Below are 13592 nucleotides of genomic sequence, written 5' to 3'. Positions count from 1 at the left end.
CCCGCGCGGCCTGGCCGCACTGGCTTTCAGGCAGGCGACGAGCGCAGGCCGTAGGTCTTGCCGTGCACGAACAGGTACTCGGCGCGCAGCACCGCGTCGCCTTTCTCTCCCGTGAAGGTGAAGCCGAGCACCGCCACCGGCGTGCCGGGCTTGATCTCCTCGACGCCCCAGGCCTGCAGCCGCGTGAGCGGGGCCAGCTCGACCTGCCATTGGCGGTCGCGCCGCGTCGGCAGCTGCGCCTTGGCCAGCAGCGCCGCGCCATCCACCGTTGCGCTCTGTTTGGGCAGCACGCGCTGCTTCAGGTCGGGCGGCAGCGCGAGGTTCTCGGGCAGCTCGATCTCCAGCTCGCCGTGCGGGTTGCGCCAGCTCACCTTGGTGGCGCGGCCTTCCAGGTACAGCGGGCGCTCCTGGTCAAAACTGCTCCAGCCGTGGTGGGCCCAGGCGGGCAGGGCCAGTGCGATCGAACCGGTCACGAACATGCGTCGATGCAGCATCGCGTTCTCCTTGGTCAGACATAGGCAATCCAGCGCCCGCAGATGATGACAGCGAGCCAAAACCCCAAAGACAGGAGGCATTGAAACCTGGCGAACCCGCTCTGCCCGCCGAGGTCACCGCGCAGGTGGAACCAGGCGGCGTTGAGGCCGGCCAGCAGGATCAGCAGCAGCTTGACGCGAAAGGCCGTGTTGCTCAGCAACTCGCCCGGCTGGCTGGCGAACATGGTCAGGCCGGTCAGTGCGCACAGGCCGAAGCCCAGCAGGGCGGGGCGCAGCGTGAGGCGCGCCAGCAGCGGCGCCGGCAGCTCGCGGGCCAGGCCGAGGGCGCGCAGCTCGAACACCAGCAGGCCGCCGAACAGCAGCGCGATGCCCACGATGTGCGCCGCCTCCAGCGCCGGGTAGGCCCAGGGGTGCGAGACGAGTCCGGCCAGCATCGGCGCAGCTTAGCCCAAGCCCCGCCGTGGGGGCGCGGCACAATCCCTTGCAATCTTTTTTCACCAGGCTGTAACCGGCCGGCCCGATGGCACGAAACACCGTAGGCAGCAGGACGACACCGAGCGACGCGGAAGCGGCCTTGCGCCGCCTGTTCCTTCGCGGCCTCGATGGCGACGCCGGCGCGTACCGCGAGTTCCTGCAGAAACTGAGCGCGCACCTGCGTGCTTTTCTGGGCAAGCGCCTGTTCGGCTGGCCCGATGAAGTGGAAGACCTCGTCCAGGAATGCCTGCTCGCCATGCACAACCAGCGCCACACCTACCAGAGCGACCAGCCGCTGACGGCCTGGGTGCATGCCATTGCACGCTACAAGATGATCGATTTGCTGCGCGCCAAGTCGGTCCGTGAGGACCTGCATGACCCGCTGGACGACGACCTGGCCGTGTTCGCGGCGTCGGCCACCGAGGCCAGCGATGCGAAGCGCGACCTCGGCGGATTGCTGCAGACCCTGCCCGAACGCCAGCGCCTGCCCATCGTGCACGTGAAGATCGAAGGCCTCTCGGTGGCCGAGACGGCCAGCCTCACGGGCATGTCGGAATCGGCGGTGAAGGTCGGCATCCACCGGGGCCTGAAGGCCCTGGCCGCGAAGTTCGGGGGAGGCGCCGCGCCATGAAAACCGACGACCTCGTGAACCTGCTGGCCGCCGGCGAGGTGGCGGTGCCGCGGCGCAGCGCCAGCGGGCGCATCGGGCTGGCGGTGCTGGCCGCGCTGCCGGTGTCCTTCGTGATCCTGTTCGGCGAGTACGGGCTGCGGCCCGACCTGGTGCAGGCGATGTTCTGGCCGATGTTCTGGGTCAAGGTGCTGTTTCCGCTGTGCATCGCGGCGGCGGCCTTCGTGACGGTGCAGCGGCTGGCCCGGCCCGGCGTGCGGATGCGCCACGCGTGGTGGGGCGGGGTGCTGCCGGTGCTGGGGATCTGGGGGCTGGCGGCGTTCGTCTGGTTTTCGGTGCCGATCGAGGAGCGCATGCCCTTGCTGATGGGCCAGTCGTGGCGCATCTGCGCCCTGAGCATCGGCTTCATGGCGCTGCCGGTGTTCGCGGCCACCTTCGTGGCGCTGCGCGGGCTGGCACCGACGCGGCCCGCGCTGGCCGGGGCCGCGGCCGGCGCGCTGGCCGGCGGCGTGGGTGCGTCGGTCTACGCGCTGCACTGCATGGAGCTGACCGCGCCGTTCCTCGCGGTCTGGTACGTGAGCGGGATCGCGGTGCCGGTGCTGCTGGGCGCGGCACTGGGGCCGCGCCTGCTGCGCTGGTAGCGCGGCCGCTTTCTCTTAGCGCTTCTTGCTGCCGAAGATCCCGCCCAGCACGCCGCGCAGGATCTCCTTGCCCACCGACGTGCCCATGGTGCGCACCGCCGACTTGGCCATGGTCTGCACGAGGCCGTCGCGCTTGCCGCCGCGCGGGCCGGTGCTGCCGAAGAGCATGTCGTTGAGCATGCCGCCCATGCCGGACGACTCTTCCGCGGCGGCCCCGCCCTTGGCGCCGGCGGCCGGTGCATCGGGCGCGCTCTCGGCGCGGCCCTTGAGCTTTTCGTAGGCCGATTCGCGGTCGACCGTCTTTTCGTACACGCCCGCCACCAGCGAGCCTGCGATCAGCGCCTTGCGCTGCTCGGGCGTGATCGGGCCGAGCTGGCTGCCCGGCGGGAGCACGTACGCGCGCTCGGTGATGCTCGGGCGGCCCTTGGCGTCCAGGAAGCTCACCAGCGCCTCGCCCACGGCGAGTTCGGTGATGGCGGTCTCGATGTCCAGGCCGGGCTTCTGGCGCATGGTGCTGGCAGCGGCCTTCACGGCCTTCTGGTCGCGCGGCGTGAAGGCACGCAGCGCGTGCTGCACCCGGTTGCCCAGCTGGGCCAGCACCGAATCGGGAATGTCCAGCGGGTTTTGCGTGACGAAATACACGCCCACGCCCTTGGAGCGCACCAGCCGCACCACGAGTTCGATGCGTTCGACCAGTGCCTTGGGCGCTTCGTTGAACAGCAGGTGGGCCTCGTCGAAGAAGAAGGCCAGCTTCGGCTTCTCGGGGTCGCCGATTTCGGGCAGCTGCTCGAACAGCTCCGACAGCATCCACAGCAGGAAGGTGGCGTACAGGCGCGGCGAGTTCATGAGCTTGTCGGCCGCCAGGATGTTCACCACCCCCTTGCCGCCCACCGTCTGCATGAAGTCGGTGATGTTGAGCATCGGCTCGCCGAAGAACTTGTCGCCGCCCTGGGTCTCGATCTGCAGCAGGCCGCGCTGGATCGCCCCCACGCTGGCGGCGCTGATATTGCCGTACTCGGTGGTGAACTGGCTTGCGTTCTCGCCCACGTACTGCAGCATGGCGCGCAGGTCTTTCAGGTCGAGCAGCAGCATGCCGCTGTCGTCGGCGATCTTGAACACCAGGTTCAGCACGCCGGCCTGGGTTTCGTTCACGTCGAGCATGCGGCCCAGCAGCAGCGGGCCCATGTCGGACACCGTGGCGCGCACCGGGTGGCCCTGTTCGCCGAACACGTCCCACAGCGTGACGGGGCAGGCGGCCGGCTCGGGCACGTCGATGCCGCGTTCTTTGAGCGTGGCGGCCAGTTTCTCGCTGACGCTGCCTTTCTGGCTGATGCCGGTCAGGTCGCCCTTGACGTCGGCCATGAACACCGGCACGCCGATGTTCGACAGTTGTTCGGCGATGGTCTGGAGCGAGACGGTCTTGCCGGTGCCGGTGGCGCCGGTGATCAGGCCGTGGCGGTTGGCCAGGCCGGGCAGGAGGGTGCACTCGATGGTGTCGTGGCGTGCGATCAGAAGGGGGTCGGCCATGGGGCGCTCCGGGTCGTATCGAAGCGCGCAGTCTAATCAACCGCCACTCCTATAATTCACGACCCCGCACGGTCGTTCAGGAAAAAAGTTCAGGAGGTTTTTTTGTCATCGACTGCTCAGCCCCCCATTCCCGCCACTGGCGATGCATCCGAACAGTCGCCGATCGAAAAAGAGCTGGCCGTGTTGCTCGTGAACGCGCTCAATCTCGAGGTCGCACCTGAAGAGATCGTTCCCACTGACCCGCTGTACGGCGAAGGTCTGGGCCTCGACTCCATCGACATCCTCGAAGTCGCGCTCGAAGTCTCGCGCCGCTACGGTTTCCAGCTGCGCTCGGACGACGAGCGCAACCAGCAGATCTTCCAGTCGCTGCGTACGCTCGCGACCCACGTCGCCGAGCACCGCAGCGCCACCTGATCCATGTCCCGATGGCGACTCGTACTCCTGCTGCTGGTAGGGGTCACGTATGCCGGCCTCTCCCACTGGATGACGCTGTTCCACGCCACCGAGCCCTGGGCTGTGGTGGTGTTGCTCGGCCCGTTGTGGATCGCGGCCATGGGCTGCGCCGCCAGCTGGTTCGGCCGCTGGGGCCTGGCCATTGCGGCGGCGTTGGGCATCGGCGGCTTCTCGCTCGTCTTCCTCGGTGAGGCGGGCGACACGAACCGCCTGTATGTGCTGCAGCACATCGGCATCAACGGTGCCTTGTGCGGCTGGTTCGGCTCGACGCTGCGTGGCAAGGGCCTGCCGCTGATCACCCAGTTCGCGCAGCGCGTGCACCCGCTGAAGGGACACATGCTGTCTTACACGACGCACCTGACGCAGGTGTGGACGGTGTATTTCGCCGTGGTGGTCGTCTCGTCGATCGTGGTCTACCTGACGATGCCGTTCTCGGCCTGGTCGCTGCTGGCCAACGTGCTGTCGCCGCTGAGCGTGGCGCTGCTTTTCGTGGGCGAGCACCTCGTGCGCTACCGCCTGCATCCCGAATTCGAACGCACGCGCCTGGTCGATGCGGTGCGCGCGTTCTACGGCACCTCGACGGTGGACAACGGCGCTGGCGGCCAATGAAACAGGCACAGCCCGCGTGACCCCCGACACCGCTTCTTCTTCCTTCCTGCCGCTGCTCGCGGACCGCAACCCCGATGCGCCCCTGGCCTGGCGCGCCGGCCAGCCGGTGAGCACGCGGCAGTTCCTGGCCGACGTCGCGCGCTTGGCGCCCGCACTGCCTGCCGAGGGGCCTGCCGTCAACCTCTGCCTCGATCGCTACGCCTTCGCCGTGAGTCTGGGCGCCGCGCTGGTGCGCGGGCATGCCAGCCTGCTGCCGCCCGATGCACGGCCGGACACGCTGGCGCGCCTGACCGAAACCGGCGGCGCCCACCTGTTCGCGCTGACCGACGACGACAAGCTCGAGACGCCCGGCATGAGACGCCTGCAGGTCGAGGCCGTGCCCGGCCCGGCCGGCGATGCGCCCGTGCCCGCCGTCGACGGCGGCCGGCATGCGGCCAGCCTGCTCACGTCGGGCTCCACCGGCGTGCCGCAGCCGCATGCCAAGGCCTGGCGCACGCTGGTCGGCGACGTCGAAGTGGCCGTCGAGCGGCTGTGCCGCGTGCTGCAGCGGCCCACGCTCGAAGGGCTCACGCTGGTGGCGACCGTGCCGGTGCAGCACAGCTACGGCCTGGAGTCGTCGGTGCTGCTTGCGATGCTCGGTGGCGCCGCCTTCGAAACCGGGCGGCCGTTCTTTCCGGCCGACGTGGCGAAGGCGCTGGCCTCGGTGCCGCGTCCGCGCGCGCTGGTGACCACGCCGTTCCACCTGAAGACGCTGCTGCTGTCGGGCATCGAGTTGCCGCCGGTCGACCTGATCCTGTCGGCCACCGCGCCGCTGTCACCACAGCTGGCCGCGCAGGCCGAGCAGGCGCTGGGCGGCGTGCTGCTCGAAATCTACGGCAGCACCGAATCGGGCCAGGTGGCCACGCGCCGCACGACCGAGAGCGAAATCTGGGAAACCTTCGGCGAGATCCGCGTGCATGCGGAACCGGGGGAGGGTGACGGCCCCGAGCGCTTCATCTTCAGCGGCGACTTCATTCCCGAGCCGACGCCCATGGCCGACGTGCTCGAGCTGCTGGACGCACGGCGCTTTCGCCTGTTCGGCCGTGCCAACGACCTGATCCACGTCGCCGGCCGGCGCAGTTCGCTCGCGCACCTGAACTACCACCTGAACAGCATCGCGGGTGTCGAGGACGGCGCCTTCTGGCTGCCCGACGAGGTGGCCGACGGCGTGGTGCGGCCGGTGGCGTTCGTGGTCGCGCCCACGCTGACGGCGGCGGACATCATTGCTGCACTGCGGCAACGCCTGGAGCCGGTGTTCGTGCCGCGCCGCGTGGTGCAGGTCAAGGCCTTCCCGCGCGAAGGCACGGGCAAGCTCACGGTGCGGGCGCTGCGCGAATTTGCGCTGGCCCAGCTGGCCGACGACCAGACCCCGGTGCAGATGGCGCACACGGTGCCGGTCGACCATCCGGCCTTTGCCGGTCATTTCCCCGGCCAGCCACTGGTGCCCGGCGCGCTGCTGCTGGCCGAGGTCATGGAGGTCGTGCGGCGTGTGCCAGCGCTGTCGGCACGGCTCGGCGCGAGCCCGACGCTGGCGGCCGCCAAGTTCCTGGCGCCCGTGCGGCCCGGCAGCACGCTGTCCATCGAGCTGCATCCCGAGGCCGGAACCGGCCGTGGCGTGCGTTTCGACGTGCGCTGTGACGGCGTGGCGGCTGTCACCGGCCGCTGGACGGCTGTGCCAGAGTCGGCGGGATGAAGCACACCGACGCCGAAACGCGCGCCGTGGACGAAGCGGCGCGGCAGACAGCCCGCCCGGCGGCCCAGCAGGGCGACTGGGCGCGCGCGCCCGAGCGCAGCAACATGCTGGCGCTGCGCTTCATCTGCCTGATGGCGCTGGTGTGCGGGCGGCACGTCACGCGGCTGCTGCTGCCGCCGATCAGCCTGTACTTCCTGCTGTTCGCGCCGGCGCCGCGCCGCTACATCAAGCGCTACCTGTTCCGGGCCATCGGCCCGCGCGCGGGCTGGGTCGACGGCTACCGCCTGCTGCACGCGTTTTCCTCCACCGTGCTCGACCGCGTGTACTTCCTGCGCGGGCGCATGGACCTGTTCAAGCTGAAGATCGAAGGCAACGCCCCGATCGAGGCCGAGGCGGCCGAAGGGCGGGGCGCCTTCCTGCTCGGCGCCCACATCGGCAGCTTCGAGGTGCTTGGCGCCTGCAAGCAGCAAAAGCACCAGAACCGCATGCGGCTGGCGATGCTGATGTACCCGGACAACGCGCAGCGCATCACCGCCATCCTGAACGCCATCGCGCTGCCCGAGATGCGGCCCCATGTGATCGCGCTCGGCCGGCCGCATTCGATGCTCGCGCTGCGCGACTGGCTCGACGGCGGCGGCCTCGGCGGCATGCTGGCCGACCGCACGCTGCCGGGCAGCGAGGAGCAGCCGGCGAACCAGCGCGGCAACAACATCGTGCTGCCTTTCCTGGGCCAGCCGGCTGTCTTCAACGACGGCCCGTTCCGGCTGGCGGCGCTGCTGCGTCGCAAGGTGTTCTTCATGGCCGGCATGTACGGCGGCGGTGCCCGCTACGATGTCCGGTTCGACCCGCTGGCCGACTTCGGCACGCCGTTCGTCGACGCCGCGGAGCGTGAACGCCGCATCCGAAGCGCGGTCGAAGCCTATGTGGCCCGCCTGGAGGCGCTGTGCCGCGCCTACCCGTACAACTGGTTCAACTTTCATGATTTCTGGCTCGAAGATGCGGCTTGATCGGCTTTGCAGGGTGGTGGTGCTGGCGGTGGCTTTCTGTGCCGCGCCGGCCTGGGCGGCATTCGACCTGCCCGAACTGATGGGCCTGCTGGCCCGGCAGAAGAGCGGCGAGGCGCGCTTCACCGAGCAGCGCTTCGTGCACGGCCTCGAAGGCCCGCTCGATGCGAGCGGCACGCTGAGCTTCGAGGCGCCCGACAAGCTGGTGCGCCGCACGCTGTCGCCGCGCATCGAGACCATGTCCGTCGACGGCAACACGCTGACCCTGTCGCGCGGCAACCGCAACCGCACGCTGGCACTGGACAGCATGCCCGAGTTGCTGGGCCTGGTCGAAGCCATGCGCGGCACACTGAGCGGCGACGGCGCCACGCTGCAGCGCTACTTCAAGAGCACCGTGACCGGCGCCGCCGGCAAGTGGACGCTCGACCTCACGCCCAACGACAGCCGGCTGGCCGCGCAGGTGCGCAGCATGCGCATCACCGGCCGCAACAGCGAGGTGTTGGGGCTGGAGATGGAGTTCGTGGGCGGTGACCGCTCGGTCATGCACATTTCGCCCAATGCGCCGCCGTCGGCGCTGCCGGCCGGCGCTCCCGGGCGCGCGACACCGTGAGCCTGGCGCAGGCGGGCGGCCCGCCGGGGTGGTCGCGCCGCATCGTCGTTCTGCTGGCGTGGCTCTTGGTCGTGGCCCTCGGCGCGGTCGTCATCGCGCGGACCCAGATCGGCGCCGACCTGTCGGCCTTTCTTCCCAAGAGCCCGGACCTGCGCCAGCGCGTGCTCATCGAGCAGCTGCAAAGCGGCGTGGCCTCGCGCACGCTGATGCTGGGCTTCGAGGGCGGCAGCGTCGAACAGCGCGCTGAAGTCTCGCGCGCCGTCGGCAAGGCGATGCGCGACAGCAAGCTCTTCGACCTGGTGCAGAACGGCGATGTGAGCGACTGGAGCGAGGCCGGCACCTGGGTGTTCCAGCACCGCTACCAACTCTCGTCCGGCGTGATGCCGGGGCAGTTCACGGCCGAAGGGCTGCGCGAGGCCATCGTCGACACCCTGTCGATGCTCGGCACGCCGGCCGGCAACGCGATCAAGCCCTTGCTCGACAGCGACCCGACGGGCGAGACCCAGCGCATCGCGATGGAGCTGGTGCCGGCCAGCGCACCGCGCAGCGAGGCCGGCGTCTGGATGTCGCGCGAGGCGCCGCGTGCGCTCATGATCGCCACCACGCGCGCGGCCGGCGGCGACCTCGACGCGCAGGCCGTCGCCATCGCCCGCGTGCAGGCCGCTTACGAAGCCGCTGCGCGCGGCATGGGCGAGGCTGCGCCCAAGCTGTTGTTGAGCGGGCCGCCCGTGTTCTCGGTCATGAGCCGCGAAAAGATCAAGACCGAAGCCATCCACCTCGCGGTGGTGGGCGGCATCGTGATGAGCGTGCTGCTGCTGCTGGCCTTTGCCTCGCCGCGTGCGCTGGTCATCGCCTTCCTGCCGGTGGCCACCGGCGTGGTGGTCGGCACCGCGTCGGTCAGTCTGGTGTTCGGCTCGGTGCACGGGCTCACGCTGGGCTTCGGCAGCACGCTGATCGGCGAGACGGTCGACTACGCCATCTACTACCTGATCCAGGCACGCGGCGCGGCCGTGGCCGGCACCGGCTGGCAGCGCTGGCGCGAAGTGCACTGGCCCACGGTGCGGCTGGGCCTGCTGACCTCCGTGTGCGGCTTTGCGGCGCTGGTGTTTTCGGGCTTTCCGGGGCTGGCGCAGCTGGGCGTGTTCTCGATCGCCGGGCTGGTGTCGGCCGCGCTGGCCACGCGCTACGTGCTGCCTGTGCTGGCACCCGATGGCGCGACCGGCATGGGCATGCGCCGGCACATGGCGCGCCTGGCCGGCCTGCTGGTGCGCGGCCTGCCGCGCCTGCGCTGGCCGCTGGCGGCGCTCGGCGTGGCGGCGCTCGCGCTGGTGCTGTGGCAGGGCGGCCACCTGTGGCGTGCCGACCTGAGCGCGATGAGCCCCGTGCCGCGCTCGGCCCAGCAGCTCGACGAGATGCTGCGCAAGGACATCGGCGCCAGCGACGGCGGCGTGCTCGTGGTGGCCTTCGGCGACGACGAACAGGCCGCACTGCGCCACACCGAAGCCGCGGCCGCGCGTCTCGATGCGTTGGTCGACAAGGGCGAGCTCAGCGGCTACGAAGCCGTGACCCGCGTGCTGCCCAGCGTGGCCGCGCAAACGGCGCGCCAGGCCAGCCTGCCCGACGCCGACACGCTGCGCGCCAACCTGGCCGAGGCGACCAAGGGCCTGCCGCTGCCGGCATCGCGGCTCGGCCCCTTCGTGGCCGACGTGGAGGCCGCGCGCAAGCAGGCGCCCGTGCAGCGCGCCGACCTCATGGGCGGGCCGCTGGGCTCCGTGGTCAACACGCTGATGTACGAGCGACCGGGCGGTGGCTGGTCCACGCTGGTCGTGCTGCATCCCGGCCCGGGCTTCGAACAGGCGCGCCTCGAGGAAGCGCTGGCCGGGCTGCCCGAGGTCCAGGTGGTGGACGTCGGCCGCGAACTCGGTGGCCTCTACCAGCGCTACCTGCACGAGGCCTTCGTGCAGGTGCTGCTGGGCGCGCTGGCGGTGGTGGTGCTGCTGGGCGTCTACCTGCGCTCGTGGCGCCGCCTGCTGGCCGTGTGCCAGCCGTTGCTGTTCGCGGTGGTGCTCACGCTGGGCGGCATGGCGCTGGCGCAGGCGGCGCTCGGCATCCTGCACCTCGTGGGGCTGCTGCTGATCGTCGCGGTGGGATCGAACTACGCGCTCTTCTTCGACCAGCTGCGCACGACCGGGCGCGCCGACGAAGACACGCTGGCCTCGCTGATGCTGGCCAACCTCACGACGGTGGTGTCGTTCGGGCTGATCGCGATCTCGGACATCCCGGCGCTGTCGTCCATCGGCCGCGTGGTCGCGCCGGGTGCCTTGCTGGCGCTGCTGCTGTCGGCCGCGTTCGCGCGCAACGTGGCGCCCGGGAAGGGCCCGAGCCCGCAGCGGTCGCGCTGATGGGAAAATCCGGACCCACCATGTCGCCGCCTTCCGCCCCTGTCGCCGCTACCGAATCCTGGCCCTGGCCGCCGGCCATGCGCGCCAGCGCGGCCGTGCATGTGGCGGCCCTGGGCGCGGGCGTGCTGGTGCCGGGCGCATGGCCCTGGGCGCTCGGCGCTGTGGTGCTGAACCATGCGCTGATCACCGGCGCCGGGCTCACGCCGCGCAGCAACCTGCTCGGCCCGAACGTCACGCGCCTGCCGGAGGCGGCCGGTGCGCGTCGCGAGGTGGCGATCACCATCGACGACGGGCCCGAGCCCGAGGTCACCCCCCGCGTGCTCGACCTGCTGGACGCCCACGGACAGCGCGCCACCTTCTTCTGCATCGCCGAGCGCGTGCTGGCGCATCCGGCGCTGGCGCGCGAGATCGTCGCGCGCGGCCACAGCATCCAGAACCACACGGCGCGACATCGGCACAACTTCTCTTTCCTCGGCCCGCGCGGCTTCGCGGCGGAGATCGCGCGCGCGCAGGACATCCTGACCGACGTGACCGGCCAGCGCCCGACCTGTTTCCGCGCGCCCGCCGGCCTGCGCAACCCTTTCCTCGAACCCGTGCTGCACCGCCTCGGCCTCTCGCTCGTGAGCTGGACGCGGCGCGGTTTCGACACCCGCGAAGGCGACGCCGCCAAGGTGATGGCGCGCCTCGCCCGCCATCTGCAGGCGCGCGACATCCTGCTGCTGCACGACGGCAATGCCGCGCGCACCGCGGCGGGGCAACCCGTCTTGCTGGAAGTCCTGCCCTTGTTGCTCCAACGCCTGCGCACCGATGGATTGCGCGCCGTGACCCTGCCTGAAGGATTGAAGACCGCATGAGCGCCGTGATGCCATCGACGATGACCACCGACCAAGCCTGGCGCGAGCTGCATGAAGCCGCGACCGTGCCCTACAAGAAGGGCGGCACCTTCGCCTGGCAGTTCGCACGCGGCAAGCTCGGGCGCGACCCGGTGTTCCGCGGCCTGCTCGAACGCGGGCTGATCGACGCGCAGCACCGGCGCGTGGTCGACATCGGCTGCGGACAGGGCCTCTTCGTGAGCCTGCTGGCGTCGATGAGCACGATGCAGCAACAGGGACGTTGGCCGGCCTCCTGGGCCGCCACGCCCGCTGCCGCGGACTACACGGGCATCGAGCTGATGCCGAAGGACGTGGCGCGCGCCGAGGCGTCGGTCGGGCACCTGAAGCCCAAGCCGCGGCTGGTGTGCGCCGACATGTGCTCGGCCGCCTTGCCCGACTGCGATCTGGTCGTGATCCTCGACGTGCTGCACTACGTGGACCTCGCGGCGCAAGAAGGCGTGCTGACCCGCGTGCGCGACGCGTTGCGCCGTGGCGGCAACCCGAAGGCGCGCCTGCTGCTGCGCGTGGGCGACGCGTCGAGCACGCGCGGTTTCGCGATCAGCCAGTGGGTCGATCGCACCGTGACGCGCATCCGCGGCCACAAGGTCTCCCCGACCTGGGGCCGCCCGCTGGCCGAGTGGATCGCCGTGCTGCAGCGCCTGGGTTTCCGCGTGCAAAGCATGCCGATGAGCGAAGGCACGCCGTTTGCCAACGTGCTGCTGGTGGCCGATCTGGAGACTGTCGCTTGACGGCACCGCAGACGCTCGACCGCGCGGGCATCGCCGCACGCATTCCGCACAGCGGCAGCATGTGCCTGCTGGAGCGCCTCGAAGGCTGGGACGGCGAATCGATCCATTGCAGCACCACGACGCACAGCCAGGTGGACAACCCGCTGCGCACCGAGAGCGGCCTGCTCGCGCCCAACGCCATCGAGTACGCGGCGCAGGCCATGGCGCTGCACGGCGGCCTGCTGGCCGTCGAGGGCAGCACACCGTCGGCCGGCTTCCTGGCCAGTGCGCGCAACGTGAAGCTGGCGGTGGCGCGGCTGGACGACATCGCCGGAGCGTTGCAGGTGCGCGCGAAGCGCCTGTCCGGCGACGACCGGCAGGTCTTGTATGAATTCACGGTGGCGGCCGACGACGGCCGCCTGCTGGCCGAGGGCCGGGCCGTGGTGGTCTTGAACACGCCGCTGGCGGACACCGAAAGCACACCGTCATGAGTTTCGAAGGAAAACGCACACTGATCACCGGCGCCAGCGGCGCGCTCGGCGCGGCCATGGCGGAGCGTTTTGCGCGCGACGGCGCCACCGTGCTGCTGCACGCCAACTCGCGGCCCGAGGCCATCGAGCAGCTGGCCGCGTCGATCACCGCCGCCGGCGGCAAGGCGGAATGCCATGTGTTCGACCTGCGCAGCGACGAGGCCTGCGCGGCCGGCTGCGCACGCATCCTCGAAGGCGGCGCGGTGCAGATCCTCGTCAACAACGCAGGCGTGCACGACGATGCCGTACTGCCCGGCATGCGCGCCGAGCAATGGCACAAGGTGATCGACGTGTCGCTCAACGGCTTCTTCCGCGTGACCCAACCGCTGCTGCTGCCGATGATGCGCACCCGTTGGGGGCGCGTGCTGAACATCTCGTCCGTCGCCGCCATCGCGGGGAACAAGGGGCAGGTGAACTACGCCGCGGCCAAGGGCGCGCTGAACAGCGCGACCAAGGCGCTGTCGCTCGAAGTGGCGTCGCGCGGCGTGACCGTGAACGCGATCGCGCCGGGAATCATCGCGTCGCCGATGGCCGATGCGGTGTTCGATCCCGCGCTCATCAACCAGATGGTGCCCGTGAAGCGCGCCGGGACACCGCAGGAAGTGGCGGCGCTGGCGGCGTTCTTGGCAGGCGATGAAGCCGCGTACATCACGGGTCAGGTGATCTCGATCAACGGCGGGATGATCTGAGGCCCGGCTGCTTCGTTCTTCCTGGCGAAGAGCAGGGCATCCATTTCACCCCGGAGCCCGACAGGCGGTGCGGTGTGGGCGGCCCCTCTGTGTCGCCGAGGAGCGCAGCGTTTCGCGGATCAGGGCTCGCAGCTGTTTGAGCCGAAGGCGAGTTCTGCGAGACCCCGCGAAACGCGAGCACCGCAGGGGAGCCGCGAAG

The 13592-nt window shown here is 70.4% G+C and carries 15 protein-coding genes; 12 read left to right on the top strand and 3 right to left on the bottom strand.

The window, feature by feature from the left end; translation table 11 throughout:
- Positions 1-26: 26 nt before the first annotated feature.
- Both AC1RAD_RS09105 and AC1RAD_RS09100 read right to left on the bottom strand, forming a co-directional pair.
- Entirely contained in the window at positions 27-494 is a 468-nt protein-coding gene (locus AC1RAD_RS09105) for a DUF6152 family protein (protein ID WP_492734598.1), read from the bottom strand.
- A gap of 14 nt (positions 495-508) precedes the next feature.
- Positions 509-928, bottom strand: a complete 420-nt coding sequence (locus AC1RAD_RS09100; protein WP_159276923.1) for a hypothetical protein — start codon at positions 926-928, stop codon at positions 509-511.
- Between the two features lie 86 nt (positions 929-1014).
- Here AC1RAD_RS09100 and AC1RAD_RS09095 point away from each other — a divergent pair, with 86 nt between their 5' ends.
- Both AC1RAD_RS09095 and AC1RAD_RS09090 read left to right on the top strand, forming a co-directional pair.
- Positions 1015-1599, top strand: a complete 585-nt coding sequence (locus AC1RAD_RS09095; RefSeq protein WP_062477750.1) for a sigma-70 family RNA polymerase sigma factor — start codon at positions 1015-1017, stop codon at positions 1597-1599.
- Entirely contained in the window at positions 1596-2237 is a 642-nt protein-coding gene (locus tag AC1RAD_RS09090; RefSeq protein ID WP_307693557.1) for a DUF1109 domain-containing protein, read from the top strand. Before AC1RAD_RS09095 ends, AC1RAD_RS09090 begins: the two co-directional genes overlap by 4 nt.
- 15 nt (positions 2238-2252) lie before the next feature.
- Here AC1RAD_RS09090 and AC1RAD_RS09085 read toward each other — a convergent pair whose 3' ends face one another.
- The gene (locus tag AC1RAD_RS09085) at positions 2253-3764 is read right to left on the bottom strand and encodes a helicase HerA-like C-terminal domain-containing protein (RefSeq protein WP_492734597.1); all 1512 of its coding nucleotides are present in this window, start codon (positions 3762-3764) and stop codon (positions 2253-2255) included.
- A 102-nt stretch (positions 3765-3866) separates the two neighbouring features.
- Between AC1RAD_RS09085 and AC1RAD_RS09080 the strand changes: the two genes are divergently transcribed.
- Genes AC1RAD_RS09080 through fabG form a run of 10 tightly spaced genes read left to right on the top strand, consistent with a single transcriptional unit; the run spans position 3867 to position 13393 of the window.
- A complete protein-coding gene (locus AC1RAD_RS09080) occupies positions 3867-4178 on the top strand; it encodes a phosphopantetheine-binding protein (protein ID WP_062482694.1) in 312 nt (103 codons plus the stop codon).
- Positions 4179-4181: 3 nt separating this feature from the next.
- Positions 4182-4826 (top strand): COG4648 family protein, encoded by a 645-nt coding sequence (locus AC1RAD_RS09075; RefSeq protein WP_070060740.1) that lies wholly within the window; start codon positions 4182-4184, stop codon positions 4824-4826.
- 16 nt (positions 4827-4842) lie between these two features.
- A complete protein-coding gene (locus AC1RAD_RS09070) occupies positions 4843-6558 on the top strand; it encodes an AMP-binding protein (protein ID WP_492734596.1) in 1716 nt (571 codons plus the stop codon).
- On the top strand, positions 6555-7565 hold the full coding sequence (locus tag AC1RAD_RS09065; protein WP_144004381.1) for a lysophospholipid acyltransferase family protein: 1011 nt from the start codon (positions 6555-6557) through the stop codon (positions 7563-7565). The genes AC1RAD_RS09070 and AC1RAD_RS09065 overlap by 4 nt, the downstream gene beginning before the upstream one ends.
- Positions 7537-8172, top strand: a complete 636-nt coding sequence (locus tag AC1RAD_RS09060; protein WP_139701610.1) for a LolA-related protein — start codon at positions 7537-7539, stop codon at positions 8170-8172. Before AC1RAD_RS09065 ends, AC1RAD_RS09060 begins: the two co-directional genes overlap by 29 nt.
- A complete protein-coding gene (locus AC1RAD_RS09055) occupies positions 8169-10574 on the top strand; it encodes an MMPL family transporter (RefSeq protein ID WP_492734595.1) in 2406 nt (801 codons plus the stop codon). The genes AC1RAD_RS09060 and AC1RAD_RS09055 overlap by 4 nt, the downstream gene beginning before the upstream one ends.
- A 20-nt stretch (positions 10575-10594) precedes the next feature.
- Positions 10595-11428: a polysaccharide deacetylase family protein gene (locus AC1RAD_RS09050; RefSeq protein ID WP_420906968.1), complete on the top strand. Its 834-nt coding sequence runs from the start codon at positions 10595-10597 to the stop codon at positions 11426-11428.
- Positions 11425-12195 carry a class I SAM-dependent methyltransferase gene (locus AC1RAD_RS09045; protein WP_492734594.1) on the top strand — a complete coding sequence of 257 codons (771 nt, stop codon included), beginning with the start codon at positions 11425-11427 and terminating at the stop codon, positions 12193-12195. The genes AC1RAD_RS09050 and AC1RAD_RS09045 overlap by 4 nt, the downstream gene beginning before the upstream one ends.
- Positions 12192-12665: a hotdog family protein gene (locus AC1RAD_RS09040; RefSeq protein ID WP_492734593.1), complete on the top strand. Its 474-nt coding sequence runs from the start codon at positions 12192-12194 to the stop codon at positions 12663-12665. The genes AC1RAD_RS09045 and AC1RAD_RS09040 overlap by 4 nt, the downstream gene beginning before the upstream one ends.
- Positions 12662-13393: a 3-oxoacyl-ACP reductase FabG gene (gene fabG / locus AC1RAD_RS09035; RefSeq protein WP_062471225.1), complete on the top strand. Its 732-nt coding sequence runs from the start codon at positions 12662-12664 to the stop codon at positions 13391-13393. The genes AC1RAD_RS09040 and fabG overlap by 4 nt, the downstream gene beginning before the upstream one ends.
- Positions 13394-13592: the final 199 nt, after the last annotated feature.

Source organism: Variovorax sp. GW823-FHT04B03 (assembly GCF_058796495.1).
This window is presented reverse-complemented; position numbering and strand designations above follow the sequence as displayed.